The organism is Herbiconiux gentiana (assembly GCF_024978135.1).
In the GTDB taxonomy this organism is placed as follows: Bacteria; Actinomycetota; Actinomycetes; order Actinomycetales; family Microbacteriaceae; genus Herbiconiux; species Herbiconiux gentiana.
Map to the genome: position 1 here is coordinate 52,594 of NZ_JANTEZ010000011.1, position 15,107 is coordinate 67,700.

A 15,107-nucleotide genomic window follows, 5' to 3' on the forward strand; every position below is an offset into this window, starting at 1 on the left:
ATGACCATCGCAGAGTCCTCCACGTTCCCCCTGAAGTTCGAGCTCACGCCCTCGCAGGCGGCTCGCGACGAGGCGGAGCGGGAGGTCATCCTCGCCGACCCCGGCTTCGGCAAGCACTTCACCGACCACATGATCAAGATCGACTGGACCATCGAGGACGGCTGGCACGACGCCGAGGTCATCCCCTACGGTCCGCTGATGCTCGACCCCTCGGCGGCCGTGCTGCACTACGCCCAGGAGATCTTCGAGGGGCTCAAGGCCTACCGCCACGCCGACGGCTCGATCTGGACCTTCCGGCCGGGCAAGAACGCCGAACGCCTGCAGCGCTCCGCCCGCCGCCTCGCGCTGCCCGAGCTCGCCACCGAGGACTTCGTCGAGTCGCTGAAGCAGCTCGTGGCCGTCGACGGATCGTGGGTGCCGAGCGCGCCCGAGACGAGCCTCTACATCCGCCCGTTCATGATCGCGAACGAGTCGTTCCTCGGCGTGCGGCCCTCGCAGCGCGTGGCGTACTACGTGATCGCGAGCCCGGCGGGTGCCTACTTCCACGGCGGCGTCGCCCCGGTGTCGATCTGGCTGTCGACCGAGTACTCGCGCGCCGGCCGCGGCGGCACGGGGGCGGCCAAGTGCGGCGGCAACTACGCTGCCTCGCTGCTGCCGCAGCAGGAGGCCTACGAGAACGGATGCGCGCAGGTGCTCTTCCTCGACGGGGAGACCGGTCAGCACATCGACGAGCTGGGCGGCATGAACATCTTCTTCGTGCACGCGGGCGGGAAGATCGTCACCCCGCGTCTGACGGGCACCATCCTCGAGGGCATCACGCGCGACAGCATCATCCAGCTCGCGACAGACCGTGGGCTCACCGTGGAGGAGCGCGACGTGACCGTCGAGGAGTGGCGCCAGGGTGTCGCCGACGGAACGATCACCGAGGTTTTCGCGTGCGGCACCGCCGCGGTGATCACGCCCATCTCGGCGCTGAAGTCGGCCGACGGCGTGATCGGCGACGAGAACGCCCCGGCCGGTGAGCTGACCATGTCGATCCGGCAGGAGCTGACCGACATCCAGTACGGCCGCATCGCCGACCGCCACGGCTGGCTGACTAGGCTCGACGCATGAAGATCGCACGGTTCAGCCATCAGGGCGCCATCACCTTCGGCATCCTCGACGAGAGCGACGCGGGGGTGCCCGAGCTGGTCGTGCTGAACGGCGACCCGATGTTCGCGGGCTTCGACACGACGGGGGAGCGCGTGCCGCTCGCCGACGCGACGCTGCTCGCGCCGGTCATCCCGCGCTCGAAGGTGATCGGCATCGGCAAGAACTACCTCGACCACGTGGCCGAGATGGGCACCGGTGAGGCACCGGCGGAGCCGCTGATGTTCCTGAAGCCGAACACCTCGGTGATCGGCCCGGGCGACCGCATCGTGCGGCCGGCCCAGTCGAACCGCGTCGACTTCGAGGGCGAGCTCGCCGTCGTGATCGGCAGCATCGCCAAGAACGTGCGGGCAGCCGACGCGGCGAGCGTGGTCTTCGGCTACACGATCGCGAACGACGTCACGGCGCGCGACCTGCAGAAGAGCGACGGGCAGTGGACGCGGGCCAAGGGCTTCGACACCTTCTGCCCGCTCGGGCCCGTGATCGAGACCGAGTTCGACCTCGCCGCGGCCACCGTGGAGACGCGGCTGAACGGGGTGCTGGCGCAGAGCGCTCCGGTGACCGACATGATCCACTCGGTCGCCGAGATCATCGCGTACGCCTCGTCGGTGTTCACGCTGCTGCCGGGTGACGTCATCCTCACGGGCACGCCGGCCGGGGTCGCGGCGATCGAGGCGGGGGACACCGTCGAGATCGAGATCGCGGGCATCGGGGTGCTGTCGAACCCGGTGCTCTAACGGTTCGGCGCTAGTCGGCCGTCGTGCTGTCGGCCACCAGCTCGAGCGCGTCGATCGCGTCGGTGAGCCGCTCGATCTGATCGGTGTCGAGCTCGTCGAAGAGCTGCAGCACCCGTTCGGCCCGCTGCTGCCGGGCGAGTGCGATCGCGACCTCGCCGGCCTCGGTGGCGGTGACGAAGAACGATCGGCCGTCGTCGGGGTCGGCGCTGCGGGTGATGAGCGCGCGGTTCTCGAGCTCGGTGAGCAGCCGGGTGATGGTCGGAGCCGCGACCCGCTCGGCCCGCGCGATGTCGCCCGGGCGGATCGGCCCCTGCCGCACGATGATCGACAGCGCCGAGACCTGGCCGGGCGTCAGATCTCCGGCGGGACGGATGCGGCGGTTCAGCCGTCCGACCGCGACGGCGAGTCGCGCAGCGATCTCGGCTCGATCGGAGCCGGCATGGTTCGTCATTCGGGAAGCCTTCGGTCACCGGGGGATGTACCGGAAGTCTGGCACACCCGTCCGGCCTCGTCGCCCCGGAGGCCGGGGGTGGCGCGAGGCCGCCATCGATGTGTACACTGTTCACATTCCGGGCCGGGGAATAGATGGGCAGCCGTCAGGGGTTGCCCAGTCAGACCCTGTGTCCACGCCGGTCGCCCCGGCCCCTCACGCTCCGCGATCCAGCCGCCTCCTCCACGTTCAGACGGGACCTCCATGACCGCTACCGCTCCCTCCGAGACCCGCGTCGCACCCCGCGACCGGCTCGTCATCAACCTCCTGCTCGTCTCGGCCTTCGTCGTCATCCTGAACGAGACGATCATGGGTGTGGCCATCCCGCACCTCGTCACCGATCTCGGCATCACTGAGGTCGCGGCGCAGTGGCTCTCCACCGCGTTCATGCTGACGATGGCCGTGGTCATCCCGATCACCGGCTTCCTGCTGCAGCGGTTCAACACCCGGCCCATCTTCATCGCCGCGATGTCGCTGTTCTCCCTCGGCACCCTGATCGCCGCGATGGCGCCGGGCTTCGAGGTGCTGCTCGTCGGCCGCGTCGTGCAGGCCAGCGGAACCGCCATCATGATGCCCCTGCTGATGACCACCGTCATGACGCTCGTGCCACCGGCGGTGCGCGGCCGCACCATGGGCAACATCTCGATCGTCATCTCCGTCGCCCCGGCGATTGGCCCGACCATCTCCGGCATCATCCTCAGCACCCTGTCCTGGCGGTGGATGTTCATCCTCGTGCTGCCGATCGCGCTCGGCGCCCTGCTGCTCGGCGCCCTGCGCGTGGTGAATGTGACCGAGCCGCGTCGGGTTCCGATCGACGTCGTGTCGATCATCCTCTCGGCCTTCGGTTTCGGCGGACTGGTCTACGGCCTCAGCACCCTGGGCGGCGCGGACTCGACCTTCCTGTCGAGCTGGCTGCCCCTGATCGTCGGGATCGTGGCGCTGGCCTCGTTCGTGCTGCGCCAGCTGTCGCTGCAGCGACGTGACCGGGCGCTGCTCGACCTGCGCACCTTCCGCAAGCGCACCTTCACGGTGTCGATCCTGCTGATGGCGGTGAGCATGATGGCGCTGTTCGGCACCATCATCGTGCTGCCGTTCCTGCTGCAGGGGGTGCTGGGTCTGGATCCGCTGGCCACCGGGTTGCTGCTGCTGCCGGGCGGGCTCGTGATGGGCGCGCTCGCGCCGTTCGTCGGCCGGCTCTACGACCGGGTCGGCCCGCGTCCGCTCATCGTCCCGGGCGCCATCACCGTGAGTCTCGTGCTCTGGGCGCTGACGATGGTCGACCAGAACACCTCGGTCTGGTTCGTGCTCGGGGCCCACATCGCCCTGAGCGCCGGCCTCGCGTTCATGTTCACGCCGTTGTTCACCGCCGGCCTCGGGTCGCTGACCCCGCGCCTGTACTCGCATGGCTCGGCCATCATCGGCACCGTGCAGCAGCTCGCGGGCGCCGCCGGAACGGCGCTGTTCGTGGCGCTGATGGCGAGCGTCACGGCCCAGCGAATCACGGCCGGGGCCACCCAGGTGGCGGCGACGGCGTCGGGCATCCAGGCCGCGTTCCTGTGCGGCGCGATCATCTCGGTGCTCGGGGTGGTGGCGTCGCTGTTCATGCGGCGCCCGGCCGAGAGCGTCGACGAGGGCGAGCGGATGCCCGAGGGCACCCCGGCCGCGGCGCCGACCCACTAGGCACGGCGCACCCGCCGCCGGCCCTGGCCAGACTCCGGGGTGGCGGGGTCGTCAGAACTGCGGTGGCGCCCAGGACCGTAGTTGCGTCAGAACTGCGGCGGTTCCGGCGGCGCCTGGGGCGGCTCGCCCGGAAGTCCGGGCGGGGGAGCGGGAGCGTCGGGCGGGGTCTCGGGAGGTGGCATCGTCGACATGTCGCCGACTCTACGACTCACGGCCCCGACCCGCCACCGCGGCTGTCGCCCTCGACCGGAGGTTGCGGACGCCGAAGGGCGGGGCCGCCGCTGCTGCCCTGCCGCGCGGGATCACCCCAGGTGCAGCGCCACGGGCTCGCCGGCGCGCTCGCGCGGGTACCACGCCACCCCGCGCGACCGCAGCGCCGGCCACGGCCGGGCCGCCGCGCTCGCCGCCAGCGCGCGCCAGCCCGAGCGGTCGTCGGTGTGCGCCATGTAGGCCGCGAGCAGCTTCGCCGTGGCCAGGGCGTCGACGGAGGCGCGGTGCGCTCCCTCCAGGTCGATGCCGAGCACCTCGCAGCAGCTCGACAGCCCGCGCCGAAGGCCGGGCAGGTAGTGACGGGCCAGCTGCATCGTGCAGAGCGAGACCGGTGCGCTCTCGAGCCTGTACCCGATGCGGGCGAGCTCGGCGAGCAGGAAGCGCTGGTCGAACGACACGTTGTGCGCCACCAGCACCCTCCCCGAGAGCAGTCCGAGCAGTTCGGGCGCGATGTCGCCGAAGCTCGGGGCGCCGGCGAGGTGGTCGGCCGTGATGCGGTGGATGCGCGTGGGCCCCGGCCCCCGCCCCGGGTCGATCAGCGTGTCCCACCGGCCGGTGATCGTGCCGTCGGGGTCGGAGTGCACGACCGCGATCTCGACGGCGCGGTCGTCTCCCGCCGCGGACAGCCCGGTGGTCTCGAAGTCGATGGTCGCGAATCCGGTGCTGCTCATGGTGCTCGCGACACTAGCCCCAGCCGCCGACACCGAGCCGCCGCCACCCCGACACCGAGCCGCCGCCGCCCCGTCACCGCAGCGCTGCGCCCAGGCCGTTCAGACGGGTCCGCCCCGCGACCGACGGGTCAGGCCGGGCGGATGCGGAGCATCACCCGCGGCTTCTGCCGCTTCGCCGCGACGCGCTCCACCAGCATGAACACCCGGTACTCCAGCGGATGCTTGCGCTTGAACAGCCCGCCGCCCCGCCGCACGGAGGCGCTGTCGCTCTCGATCTCGGCCAGACCCAGGCGAGCCGGCTCGCCCTCCTTCACGGCACCCATGCGGCTGCACGGGCGCAGCTCGACGCGCGGGTCGTTGCGCAGACGCTTCACCTTCCCGGTGTCGTCGGGCGTGGTCACCAGGAGGGTGTCGCCGTCGCGCACGATCCAGACCGGGGTGGAGACCGGCTCACCGCTCTTCCGGAACGTCGTCAGCGACACGAAGTGCTCCTCGCCGAGGGGCAGCAGCGGGGGAGCGGAGGGCTCCGAGGTCACCGCCGGTCCTCGCCGACGGCGCGGATGCTGCGCAGCTCCGCCGCCAGCTCGCCCTGCGCCGGCGAGACCTCTTCGGCCTCCCGCTCGTCGGGGGCCTCCGGATGCTCGCGCTCGTGTTCGGCCACCCAGTCCCGCATCTCGTCGCTCATGCCCGCGACCCTACCCCAGCCGGCCGGTCAGCGGCCGGTCAGCGCCCGGCCGCGCGGTACTCGACCTCGGGGCGGCCGGGGGCGCCGTAGCGCTGGCCGCGCACGGCCGCGCCGGTGTCGGTGAGGTGCTCGAGGTACCGCCGGGCGGTGACCCGCGAGAGCGACAGCCGCGCCCCCAGCTCGCTGGCCGACATTCCCGCCGGCGCCGCCGAGCGCAGCACCTCCCGCACCTGCCCGAGCGTGGCCGCGGTCAGCCCCTTCGGCAGCTCCCCGCCGGTCGAACTGCGGAGCGCCGCGAACGACGAGTCGATCTCGGACTGGTCGGTGACCACCGAGCCGCCGAGCCGAGCGTGGTAGTCGCGGTAGGCGCCGAGCTTCTCGGCGAACGACGCGAAGGTGAACGGCTTGATCAGGTACTGCACGATGCCGAGCGACACCGCCGAGCGCACGACCGCGGCGTCGCGCACCGCGGTGACCGCGACCACGTCGGTCTCGATGCCCGCGGCGCGCAGGTGCCGGCAGAGCTCGATGCCGGTGGTGTCGGGCAGGTTCACGTCGAGCAGGATCAGGTCGATCCCCGGGGACCCCGCCCCCGTGGCCTCCCGCAGCGCCCGGATCGCCGCCGACCCCGTGTGCGCCACCCCGGCCAGCTCGAACCCGTCGAGCCGCCCGACGTAGGCGGCGTGCGCCTCTGCGGTCAGCGGCTCGTCCTCGACCACCAGCACCCGGATCGCGCTCACCGCGGCAGCTCCACCGTGAAGCGCGAGCCGTCGACCGCGATGCGCCCGCCGAGCCGCGCGACCGACTGCCGCACCAGGGCGAGGCCGATGCCGCGGCCGGTGGGGCGGGCATCCGTCGCCGTCTTCGTCGTGGCCCCGAACTCGAACAGCCCACGGGTCGCCGCCGGATCGGGCCCGGCGCCGCTGTCGGAGACCTCGATCACGAGCATCCGCGGGTCGTCGCCGTCGATGTCGACCGAGACGACCGGCTCGAGGCTGCCGGCGACCGCGTCGAACGCGTTGTCGATCAGGTTGCCGGTGATGGTGATCAGCTCCTGCGGCGGCAGCGAGCTGCTGCCGATCGTCGAGGGGATGCCGACGTCGAAGCCGATGCCCCGCTCGGCCGCCTGCGCCGACTTCCCGAGCAGCAGCGCCAGCAGCACCGGCTCCTCGACCGCCGTCAGCAGCCGGTCGGCGAGCTGCTGGCTGATCGCGAGCTCGCTCGTGGCGAGCTCGGCGGCTTCGGCCGGCCGGTCGAGCTCGATCAGCGCGATGATCGTGTGCAGCCGGTTCGCGAACTCGTGCGCCTGCGAGCGCAGCGCGTCCGACAGGGTGGTCATGGTCGCGAGCTCCCCGGTCAGCTCCTGCAGGCGGGTGTGGTCGCGCAGCGTGGTCACCGTTCCGATGAAGCGAGCGGATGCTCCGCCCTCCGGCCCCGGCACGATGCGGTCGCGGTCGAGCACCAGCACGTGCGTCGCGGTGATCACGATCTCGTCGACGGCCACGTCGTCGGCCGCCAGCACCGCGGTGAGCGGCTCGGGCAGGGTGAGGCCGGCGAGCGGCTGCGGCCGCGCATCCGGAGCCTGGCGGCGGGGCAGCGGGGGCAGACCGAGCAGCTCGGCCGCGCGATCGTTGTAGAGCACGACGTCGCGGTTCGTGTTCTGCAGCACCAGACCCTCGCCGATGGAGTGCAGCACGCCCTCGTAGTAGGCGAACATGCGGCTCATCTCCTCGGCGCCGCGGCCCCAGGTGACCCGGCGGAGGTAGCGGCTGAGCGCCCAGGAGGCGAGCGCGCCGAGCAGCAGCGCGGCGCCGGCGGCCAGCAGCACGGTCGCGATGCGGGTGCCGAGCACCACCTGGGTGGCCGAGACCGTGATGCCGGCCGAGACGAGGGCGATCACCGCACCCCCGTCGTCCTCGATCGGCACCACCGCGCGCACCGAGGGCCCGAGGGTGCCCGTGTAGGTCTCGGTGAAGGCCTCGCCGGCGAGCGCGCGGTCGATGTTGCCGAGGAACGGCTTGCCGATCTGGTCGGGGTCGCGATGGGTGAAGCGGATGCGGTCGGGACCCATGATGGTGACGAAGTCGATGCCGGCCGCCCGCATCACGTCGACGGCGTAGGGCTGCAGGGCGGCGGTGGGGTCGGTGCTCTGCACGCCGTTCCGCACGAACGGGTCCTGCGCCAGGGTCTCGGCGACGGCGAGCGAGCGGGCGGCGGCGTCGCGCTCGACGTCGGCCCGCGCATCCGCCCAGCTGAGCAGCACAGCGGCCGCGGTGAGGGCCATGATCACGACGAGCTGCAGGGCGAAGAGCTTCGCCGCGATGCTCCACCGTCGGACCATGTCGTCCACCTCTCGTGACCAGTATGAACACAATGCCAGGCGCGGGGGCCGCCGCGCGCATCCTGGGTCGACCGGGCACCCGAGTGACCCGGACGGATCTCGAGGAAGAGGAAGCAATGGCGCTCCACACCGGCACGGCACCCCGCACGAAGCGGCGGCGCATCGACTCGTCGCACTACCTGTACATCGCCGTCATCGTCGCCGTGGTCGCGGGAGCGACGGTCGGCCTGCTCGCCCCGGAGTTCGCGGTGGGGCTCAAGCCCATCGGCGAAGCCTTCGTCGGGCTGATCAAGATGATGATCGCGCCGATCATCTTCTGCACCATCGTGCTCGGCGTCGGATCGATCGCGAAGGCCGCCACGGTGGGCAAGGTCGGCGGGCTGGCGCTCGTCTACTTCATCGTGATGTCGACCTTCGCGCTCGGCATCGGGCTCGTGGTGGGCAACATCATCCACCCTGGTGAGGGCCTGATGATCGGGGCGTCGACGTACGAGCCGCCGGCGTCGGCCACCGAGGCGGGCGACCCCACCTCCTTCGTGCTCGGGATCATCCCGACCTCGCTGCTGTCGTCGCTGACGGCGGGCAACATCCTGCAGGTGCTGTTCGTAGCCCTGCTCGTCGGGTTCGCGCTGCAGAAGATGGGGGCGAAGGGCACGCCCATCCTCGGCGCGATCCGTCAGCTGCAGGCGCTGGTGTTCCGCATCCTCGCGATGATCATGTGGGTCGCGCCGATCGGTGCCTTCGGCGCCATCGCCGCGGTCGTCGGAGCCACCGGGTTCCAGGCCATCATCAGCCTCGGCACCCTGATGATCGCGTTCTACATCACCTGCGCGCTGTTCATCGTGGTGGTGCTCGGCTCGCTGCTCTGGGCGGTCACCCGGGTGAACATCTTCAAGCTGATGAAGTACCTGGGCCGGGAGTACCTGCTGATCGTCTCGACCTCCTCGAGCGAGGTCGTGCTGCCCCGCCTGATCGCGAAGATGGAGCACGTGGGCGTCTCCAAGCCAGTCGCCGGCATCACGATCCCGACCGGCTACTCCTTCAACCTCGACGGCACCGCGATCTACCTCACGATGGCGTCGCTGTTCATCGCCAGCGCTATGGGCACGCCGCTGGCGATCGGCGAGCAGATCTCGCTGCTGCTGTTCATGATGCTGGCCTCGAAGGGAGCAGCTGGTGTCACCGGCGCCGGCCTCGCCACCCTGGCCGGCGGTCTGCAGGCGCACCGCCCCGACCTCGTCGACGGCGTCGGCGTGATCGTCGGCATCGACCGCTTCATGTCGGAGGCCCGCGCGCTGACGAACTTCACCGGCAACGCCGTCGCCACCCTGCTCGTCGGAACCTGGACCCGCCAGCTCGACCGCGAGCAGCTCACCGCGGTGCTGGCCGGCGAACGCCCCTTCGACGAGACGACCATGAGCGCCGACGACCACCTCGGCGCCGACGAACAGGCCGAGGTCGCCCGCGAGGAGCGCCCCTCGACGGCGTCGCTCGCGGCCATCGTCGGCCCGATCGAGGAGCCCACCACCCCCACCCGCCGGTAGCGCTCCCGGGCGAAGGCGCGTGCTGCGGCACGCGCCTTTCGTCTGGCCGGCTCCGCCTACGATTCGGGTATGGCTCTTCCTCTTGGTGACACTCTGATCGGCTACCCCGACGGCGAGACGAGGGGGCAGGCGACGGTGCTCCACCGCGAGCTGCGTCCGGATGGCCGGGCCGTCGTGCTGCTCGACGCCACGCCGTTCCATCCGGTCGATCCCACCTGGCCTGACCAGGGGCCCGACCTCGGCGTGCTGGTCACGTCGGCGGACGACGGGCCCGTGCCCGTGCCCGTGCCCGTGCTCGACTGCCGCATCGCGGCGAGCGACGGCGCCGAGCTGCCCCTGGGGGAGCGCCTCCCCGTGCGGCTCGGCACCGAGGGCTGGGCCTTCGTGGTCGCCCACGTCGTCGACGGTGCCGCCCCGATCGCCGAGGGCGACCGCGTCGCCGCCGCGGTCGACGAGGAGCACCGCCGCGCCCTCTCCCTCGGCCACACCTCCTGCCACCTCGCCTCGCTGGCGCTGAACCGGGCGCTCGCCGGGTTCTGGAGCAAGGCGGTCGCGCCCGATGCGCTCGGCAGCCCAGACTTCGACCACACGGCGATCGTCACGTCGAGCATCCGCCCGCACGGCTCGATCGACGAGTACCGCCTCGGCAAGTCGCTGCGCAAGCGCGGCTTCGACTCGGCGCGTCTCGCGGCAGAGCTCGTCGCCGTCGCCGAGGCCGCGAACGGCACCCTGGCCGGGTGGGTCGCGAGTGACGCCGGGGTGCGCATCCGTCGCGACGACCGGGCCCTCTCGACCCGCCGGTTCTGGGAGTGCGAGCTGCCGGAGGGCCTCGCCTCGATCGCCTGCGGAGGCACGCACGCCGAGCATCTCGGCGAGCTCGGCACGGTGCGGGTGTCGCTCGAACTGCACGACGACGGAGCCGCATTGCGAATGATCACCACGGAAACTGCCTAGAACAGCTAACTACTAGACGTTCTGATTTCTTCTGTGGCAAGCTGACTCCGAACTTTCTTCTGGACGGGCGTGACGATCTTCCCGGTCGACCCGTCTTAGTCATGAAGCGAACAGGCCCGACCTCCGGGCCCCAGGACAAGGAGCAGAACATGGCCACCACCACGACCGCCGGAATCCCCGCCACCACCGCTACGTCGACCGAGACCGGTCTCGGCAAGACCGTCATCAACGACAACGTCGTGTCGAAGGTCGCCGGCATCGCCGCTCGTGAGTCCGCCGGCGTGCACGCCCTCGGCGGCGGCGCCGCCCGCGCGTTCGGCGCCATCCGCGACGCGATCTCGAGCACCGACCTCGGACAGGGCATCAGCGTCGAGGTGGGCGAGAAGCAGGTCGCCGTCGACGTGACCATCGTCGCCGAGTACCCCGCACCGCTGCAGGACGTCGCCGACGGCGTTCGCCGCAACATCATCCAGGCCGTTGAGTCGATCGTCGGCCTCGAGGTCACCGAGGTCAATGTGACCGTCAACGACGTGCACCTGCCGTCCGACGACGCGGATGACGCAGCCGAGGCGCGAGTCCAGTGACCGCGACCCGTACCGGCATCCTCATCGGGGCGGTCCTCGCCCTCACCTGGGTCGTCATCGGCTTCTGGGCCTTCCTCTTCGTCGCGATCGCCATGGCGATCGGGGCGGCGGTCGGCCGGGTCGTCTCCGGTGACCTCGACGTCTCACGCGTCGTCGACGCGTTCCGCGGAAAGCGCACCTCGTCATGACCGTCACCGCTGAACGTCCGGCCGCGCCGGTCGGCTCGGCGGCGCCCGTCCCCGTGGCGGGAGCACCCGTCCGCCGCGGCCGCAACCGCATCGCGTCGAAGGCCCTGAACCGGGTCGTCGCTGCGGTGACGGCGGAGGCCCTCGGGGTCTCCGCGTCCACGGTGAGCGTCGACCTGGCCGACAGCCAGGGTCTCCTCGCCCTCACGGTGTCCACGCCCGTCCGGGTCGTGTCGCTGTCAAGGGTCGAGCGCGAACCGTCGTCAGTCATCCGGTCAGGGGGCCCGATCCTCGACCGGGTGGCCGTCGCCCAGGACACCATCCGCACCCGGGTCGAACAGCTCACCGGGTCCACCATCGCCCGCGTGACCGTCCGGGTCACGGGCATCGACATCCGAACCGAGGAGAGGGTCGCATGAGCACCACGTCGCTGCGGCGCCGCATCACGCGGCGCGAGCTGCACTCTCCCCGTTCCACGGCGGCCATCGTCGTCGCGGTGCTGCTGATCCTCGGCCTCGCCTGGGTCGGCACCGAGATCGTGATCGCGCTGCTCGGCCTCCCAGCCCTGCTCGTGGCACCGGCCGACATGTTCGCCTCCGCGGTGAACCTGCCGGACGCACCCGCGGCGATCGTCGTGGCGGCCGGAGCGGTCGTCGTCGTGATCGGCCTCGTGCTGGTCGTGCTGGCCCTCGCCCCCGGGCGCCGGGCCCGCCATGTGCTCGAGACCGAGCGGGCGGCCACCGTCGTCGACAGCGAGGTGCTGGCCTCGGCCCTCGCCCGCCACGCCTCGTCCGCCGCCGACGTCGACCCCGACCACACCTCGGTCTCGGTCTCGTCGCGGCACGCGGTCGTCGACCTCGTGCCCACCACGGGCATCCCGGTCGACCGGTCGGCGGTCTCGTCGGCCGTGGAACGGGAGCTCGCGGGCTACGGTCTGCGCCGCCCGGTGTCGAGCCGCGTGCGAGTGCGCGAGAGCGGGAAGGTCGGAGCATGAACAGCACCAATCGCGCCCTGAACCGCCTGCTGCTGCTGATCGTCGGGCTGCTGCTCGTCGCCGTCGGAGCCGCCGCGGCCACGGCCGTGCTGCTGCCGGGGGTGCGCGACGGCTGGAAGGCCTCCGCGGGCCCCGTGCAGCGTCAGGTCGAGTCCTGGCTGCAGGCCACCCCGCTCGGCACGACCGGCGTCAGCTGGATCATGCCGGCCGTCCTCGTCCTGATCGTGCTGGCGGTCATCCTGCTGCTCGCGTTCGCGCTGCGGCAGGGCCGTGGCCGCACGGGCACCGTCGTCGACGAGGCCGTGGGAGAGCACGGTCAGACCGTGATCTCATCCAAGGTCGCCGAAGAGGCGATCCAGGATGCCCTGTCCGCCCGCCCCGAGTTCGTCGCGTCGCACGTGTCGACCTACCGGGTCAAGCGCACCCCCACGCTCAAGGTCTCCGTGACCTGCCGGCGCGGGGTGTCGCCCGCCGACGCCTCGGCGATCGTGGAGAGCAGCCTCAAGGCGCTCGACCAGTTGCTCGGCCGGGAGCTGCCCGCTCTCGTGCAGATCAGCGGGGGCTTCCGGGCCCGGGTCAGCGGATCGACGAGGCTGCAGTAACCCCGGGGCCCTCCGGGGCCGGCGCCTCCAGCGAGGCAGGAAGGAAGACATGCCGAAGCCGATCCACTGGGTCATCGTCGTCGCCGTGGGCATCACCGCCTACATCGCCGGCACCCGGGCCGAAGCCGCGAAGCACGCGGCCAAGAAGCTGACCCGACACCGCCACTAGCCATCACCCCACCGGGCCGGGCATCCGCTCGCCCCCACATCACCGAAATCGAAGGAGAATCCATCATGAGCGCAGCAGACAAGATCAAGAACGCCGCCGAGGACCTGGCCGGCAAGGCCAAGGAGGCCGTCGGCAAGGCCACCAACAACGACGAGCTCGTCGCCGAGGGCAAGGCCGACCAGGCCAAGTCCGACGTCAAGAAGGCCGGCGAGAACGTCAAGGACGCCTTCAAGAACTAGTCGTCCTCCAGCGAACGCGCCGCATCCTCCTCATCGGAGGTGCGGCGCGTTCGTGCTTTCGGGCTACTTCTTCTTCTTCTTCTCGGGGTCGTTGCCCCAGTTCATCAGCGAGTACCGCCAGGCCGTGTCGGTGACGTCGCCGTCGGGGCGCTGGGCCAGGTGCCGGTGCACGTAGCCGACCACCTTCTTCATGTGGGCGACGTCGTCGTCGCTGAGGTCGGCCTTCTTCGTGCGCAGGATCTCGACGATCCGGCGGCCGCTGTGATGCCCGACCGACTCGCCCCCGCCGTCTTTCTGCCCCACCGACTTCGACTCGTCGGTGTCGAGCCACTTCTCGAGTTCGCCGGCCGTCATCGTGACCGCCTCGTCGAACTCCTCCTGCACATTCTCGCGTTCGCTCTTATCTGTCATGCTCCACTCTCCCGCCGTTGCGCGCATCCGGCATCCCCGGGCCAGGATGGGGGGATGAGCAGCGCACCTGAAGCCGCGTCCCCCTCCCGTGTCGCAGACGAGGGGGTGCTCGTCGTCGGGGCGGGCATCTCGGGTCTCGCCTGCGCGCGGGCGCTGCACGACGCGGGGGTGCCGGTGCGGGTCGTCGACCGCGGGCGGGTGCCCGGTGGTCGGCTCGCGACCAAGCGGGTCGAGGGGCGGCCGGCCGACATCGGGGCGCGCTACTTCACGGTGCCCGAGGGGTCGTCGTTCGAGGGCTCGCCGTTCGAGGATCTGGTCGGGTCGTGGCGTCATCGTGGCCTGGTGCGGGAGTGGACGGACACCTTCTCGGCGCTCACCGTCGACGACTCGGGCGCGGTGACCGCACGGGAACTGAAGACGGGGCCGATGCGCTTCGCGGCTCCCGGCGGGCTGCGCTCGCTCGCGACCGATCTGGCCGCGTCGCTTGAGTCGGACGGGGTGACGATCACGCAGGGGCTCGAGGTGAGCGCCGTCGAGGTGGTGGCCGGGGCGGGTGATCCCGGTGCGGGTGTCGCCGTCGACGGTGTCCCGTACGGTGCCGTCGTTCTCGCCATGCCCGACCCGCAGGCGAAGCGGATGCTCGCGCCGGGGTCGCCCGCGAGCGACGCCCTCTCCGGCGCCGACGCGTGGGAGCCGACCCTCTCCGTCGTCCTGAGCTACGAGGCCCGGCACTGGTCGCCCGAGCTGCACGGGGCGTTCGTCGGCGGATCGTCCGTGCTGGCGTTCGTCGCCGATGACGGCGATCGCCAGGGCGACGGCGCGCCGGTGCTCGTGGCGCACACGACGGGGGCCTTCGCGCGGGAGCATCTCGAGCATCCGGAGACCGCGGCCGACGCCGTGGTGGCGGCGGTGCGGGCCCTGTTCGAGATCGAGGCGGCGCCGGTCTCGGTGGTGGTGCACCGCTGGACCTTCGCGAACCCCGCCCGGCAGCACGACGAGCCGTTCGGGCTGGTCGGCGCGATCGGCGTGTGCGGTGACTCGTGGGGCGAGCGCTCCTCGGTGTCGACGGCGTGGGCCTCGGGCGACGGCCTCGGCCGCGAGCTCGCGCGCCGACTCGCACCCGCGGGCGACGGTTCCGAGAACGTCGTGGCGCCTGACGCCGACGAGCTCGAGCGCCGGGCCGGCACCCGCAGCCCCGCCGGCGGAGACGACGCCGTGGCGGGCGACGCCCCCTGAACGACTGGCCCCCGAACCTCGCCCCCGGCCCGGCGCTTCGCGGGGGTGGTGAACCGCGGGCTGGTGGGTCGTGGGGGTGGTGAACCGTGGGCTGGTGGGTCGTGGGGGTGGTGAACCGCGGGCTGGTGGGTCGTGGGGGTGGTGAACCGTGGGCTGGTGGGTCGTG

19 protein-coding genes are annotated in these 15,107 nt (G+C 71.6%); 12 read left to right on the top strand and 7 right to left on the bottom strand.

Features of this window, described 5'->3' with window-relative positions; genetic code table 11:
- Positions 1–1,113 carry a branched-chain amino acid aminotransferase gene (locus NVV95_RS17625; RefSeq protein WP_259487877.1) on the top strand — a complete coding sequence of 371 codons (1,113 nt, stop codon included), beginning with the start codon at positions 1–3 and terminating at the stop codon, positions 1,111–1,113.
- The gene (locus NVV95_RS17630; protein ID WP_259487879.1) at positions 1,110–1,886 is read left to right on the top strand and encodes a fumarylacetoacetate hydrolase family protein; all 777 of its coding nucleotides are present in this window, start codon (positions 1,110–1,112) and stop codon (positions 1,884–1,886) included. Before NVV95_RS17625 ends, NVV95_RS17630 begins: the two co-directional genes overlap by 4 nt.
- Before the next feature lie 10 nt (positions 1,887–1,896).
- On the opposite strand, the gene NVV95_RS17635 is transcribed toward NVV95_RS17630, so the two are convergent.
- Positions 1,897–2,337 (bottom strand): MarR family winged helix-turn-helix transcriptional regulator, encoded by a 441-nt coding sequence (locus NVV95_RS17635; RefSeq protein ID WP_259487881.1) that lies wholly within the window; start codon positions 2,335–2,337, stop codon positions 1,897–1,899.
- A 243-nt stretch (positions 2,338–2,580) separates the two neighbouring features.
- Between NVV95_RS17635 and NVV95_RS17640 the strand changes: the two genes are divergently transcribed.
- Positions 2,581–4,056, top strand: coding sequence for an MDR family MFS transporter (locus NVV95_RS17640; protein ID WP_259487882.1), 1,476 nt, complete (start codon positions 2,581–2,583; stop codon positions 4,054–4,056).
- 302 nt (positions 4,057–4,358) lie between these two features.
- Here NVV95_RS17640 and NVV95_RS17645 read toward each other — a convergent pair whose 3' ends face one another.
- The 5 genes from NVV95_RS17645 to NVV95_RS17665 all read right to left on the bottom strand — a co-directional run bounded on the left by NVV95_RS17645 (position 4,359) and on the right by NVV95_RS17665 (position 8,023).
- Positions 4,359–4,997: a 3'-5' exonuclease gene (locus tag NVV95_RS17645; protein WP_259487884.1), complete on the bottom strand. Its 639-nt coding sequence runs from the start codon at positions 4,995–4,997 to the stop codon at positions 4,359–4,361.
- 128 nt (positions 4,998–5,125) lie between these two features.
- Positions 5,126–5,533 (bottom strand): PPOX class F420-dependent oxidoreductase, encoded by a 408-nt coding sequence (locus NVV95_RS17650; RefSeq protein WP_259487885.1) that lies wholly within the window; start codon positions 5,531–5,533, stop codon positions 5,126–5,128.
- Entirely contained in the window at positions 5,530–5,682 is a 153-nt protein-coding gene (locus NVV95_RS17655; protein ID WP_259487887.1) for a hypothetical protein, read from the bottom strand. The genes NVV95_RS17650 and NVV95_RS17655 overlap by 4 nt, the downstream gene beginning before the upstream one ends.
- A 38-nt stretch (positions 5,683–5,720) precedes the next feature.
- Positions 5,721–6,422 (bottom strand): response regulator, encoded by a 702-nt coding sequence (locus NVV95_RS17660; protein ID WP_259487889.1) that lies wholly within the window; start codon positions 6,420–6,422, stop codon positions 5,721–5,723.
- A complete protein-coding gene (locus tag NVV95_RS17665) occupies positions 6,419–8,023 on the bottom strand; it encodes a sensor histidine kinase (RefSeq protein WP_259487890.1) in 1,605 nt (534 codons plus the stop codon). The genes NVV95_RS17660 and NVV95_RS17665 overlap by 4 nt, the downstream gene beginning before the upstream one ends.
- A gap of 116 nt (positions 8,024–8,139) precedes the next feature.
- On the opposite strand from NVV95_RS17665, the gene NVV95_RS17670 reads away from it, so the two are divergent.
- The 8 genes from NVV95_RS17670 (at position 8,140) to NVV95_RS17705 (ending at position 13,294) form a co-directional block, all read left to right on the top strand.
- Complete coding sequence (locus NVV95_RS17670) at positions 8,140–9,567, top strand: cation:dicarboxylate symporter family transporter (RefSeq protein ID WP_259487891.1); 1,428 nt, start codon at positions 8,140–8,142, stop codon at positions 9,565–9,567.
- A gap of 69 nt (positions 9,568–9,636) precedes the next feature.
- Positions 9,637–10,521, top strand: a complete 885-nt coding sequence (locus NVV95_RS17675) for an alanyl-tRNA editing protein (protein WP_259487892.1) — start codon at positions 9,637–9,639, stop codon at positions 10,519–10,521.
- 149 nt (positions 10,522–10,670) lie between these two features.
- Complete coding sequence (locus tag NVV95_RS17680) at positions 10,671–11,105, top strand: Asp23/Gls24 family envelope stress response protein (RefSeq protein WP_259487893.1); 435 nt, start codon at positions 10,671–10,673, stop codon at positions 11,103–11,105.
- A complete protein-coding gene (locus NVV95_RS17685; RefSeq protein ID WP_259487894.1) occupies positions 11,102–11,293 on the top strand; it encodes a DUF2273 domain-containing protein in 192 nt (63 codons plus the stop codon). Before NVV95_RS17680 ends, NVV95_RS17685 begins: the two co-directional genes overlap by 4 nt.
- Entirely contained in the window at positions 11,290–11,709 is a 420-nt protein-coding gene (locus NVV95_RS17690) for a hypothetical protein (RefSeq protein WP_259487896.1), read from the top strand. Before NVV95_RS17685 ends, NVV95_RS17690 begins: the two co-directional genes overlap by 4 nt.
- Positions 11,706–12,284, top strand: coding sequence for a DUF6286 domain-containing protein (locus tag NVV95_RS17695; RefSeq protein WP_259487897.1), 579 nt, complete (start codon positions 11,706–11,708; stop codon positions 12,282–12,284). The genes NVV95_RS17690 and NVV95_RS17695 overlap by 4 nt, the downstream gene beginning before the upstream one ends.
- Positions 12,281–12,886, top strand: a complete 606-nt coding sequence (locus tag NVV95_RS17700; RefSeq protein WP_259487898.1) for a hypothetical protein — start codon at positions 12,281–12,283, stop codon at positions 12,884–12,886. The genes NVV95_RS17695 and NVV95_RS17700 overlap by 4 nt, the downstream gene beginning before the upstream one ends.
- 234 nt (positions 12,887–13,120) lie before the next feature.
- Complete coding sequence (locus tag NVV95_RS17705) at positions 13,121–13,294, top strand: CsbD family protein (protein ID WP_259487899.1); 174 nt, start codon at positions 13,121–13,123, stop codon at positions 13,292–13,294.
- 63 nt (positions 13,295–13,357) lie between these two features.
- Here the strand turns inward: NVV95_RS17705 and NVV95_RS17710 are convergent, their stop codons facing one another.
- Positions 13,358–13,705, bottom strand: a complete 348-nt coding sequence (locus tag NVV95_RS17710; RefSeq protein WP_259487900.1) for a DUF3140 domain-containing protein — start codon at positions 13,703–13,705, stop codon at positions 13,358–13,360.
- 54 nt (positions 13,706–13,759) lie between these two features.
- Between NVV95_RS17710 and NVV95_RS17715 the strand changes: the two genes are divergently transcribed.
- Complete coding sequence (locus tag NVV95_RS17715; protein WP_259487901.1) at positions 13,760–14,941, top strand: NAD(P)/FAD-dependent oxidoreductase; 1,182 nt, start codon at positions 13,760–13,762, stop codon at positions 14,939–14,941.
- The last annotated feature ends 166 nt before the right edge of the window (positions 14,942–15,107 follow it).

Bases quoted from the DNA above. Each gene is read 5' to 3' on its own strand.
- NVV95_RS17625 (WP_259487877.1), top strand. From the start codon at position 1: ATGACCATCGCAGAGTCCTCCACGTTCCCCCTGAAGTTCGAGCTCACG.
- NVV95_RS17715 (WP_259487901.1), top strand. From the start codon at position 13,760: ATGAGCAGCGCACCTGAAGCCGCGTCCCCCTCCCGTGTCGCAGACGAG.
- NVV95_RS17645 (WP_259487884.1), bottom strand. From the start codon at position 4,997: ATGAGCAGCACCGGATTCGCGACCATCGACTTCGAGACCACCGGGCTG.
- NVV95_RS17705 (WP_259487899.1), top strand. From the start codon at position 13,121: ATGAGCGCAGCAGACAAGATCAAGAACGCCGCCGAGGACCTGGCCGGC.
- NVV95_RS17675 (WP_259487892.1), top strand. From the start codon at position 9,637: ATGGCTCTTCCTCTTGGTGACACTCTGATCGGCTACCCCGACGGCGAG.
- NVV95_RS17680 (WP_259487893.1), top strand. From the start codon at position 10,671: ATGGCCACCACCACGACCGCCGGAATCCCCGCCACCACCGCTACGTCG.
- NVV95_RS17630 (WP_259487879.1), top strand. From the start codon at position 1,110: ATGAAGATCGCACGGTTCAGCCATCAGGGCGCCATCACCTTCGGCATC.
- NVV95_RS17710 (WP_259487900.1), bottom strand. From the start codon at position 13,705: ATGACAGATAAGAGCGAACGCGAGAATGTGCAGGAGGAGTTCGACGAG.
- NVV95_RS17690 (WP_259487896.1), top strand. From the start codon at position 11,290: ATGACCGTCACCGCTGAACGTCCGGCCGCGCCGGTCGGCTCGGCGGCG.
- NVV95_RS17670 (WP_259487891.1), top strand. From the start codon at position 8,140: ATGGCGCTCCACACCGGCACGGCACCCCGCACGAAGCGGCGGCGCATC.
- NVV95_RS17665 (WP_259487890.1), bottom strand. From the start codon at position 8,023: ATGGTCCGACGGTGGAGCATCGCGGCGAAGCTCTTCGCCCTGCAGCTC.
- NVV95_RS17640 (WP_259487882.1), top strand. From the start codon at position 2,581: ATGACCGCTACCGCTCCCTCCGAGACCCGCGTCGCACCCCGCGACCGG.
- NVV95_RS17700 (WP_259487898.1), top strand. From the start codon at position 12,281: ATGAACAGCACCAATCGCGCCCTGAACCGCCTGCTGCTGCTGATCGTC.
- NVV95_RS17635 (WP_259487881.1), bottom strand. From the start codon at position 2,337: ATGACGAACCATGCCGGCTCCGATCGAGCCGAGATCGCTGCGCGACTC.
- NVV95_RS17695 (WP_259487897.1), top strand. From the start codon at position 11,706: ATGAGCACCACGTCGCTGCGGCGCCGCATCACGCGGCGCGAGCTGCAC.
- NVV95_RS17655 (WP_259487887.1), bottom strand. From the start codon at position 5,682: ATGAGCGACGAGATGCGGGACTGGGTGGCCGAACACGAGCGCGAGCAT.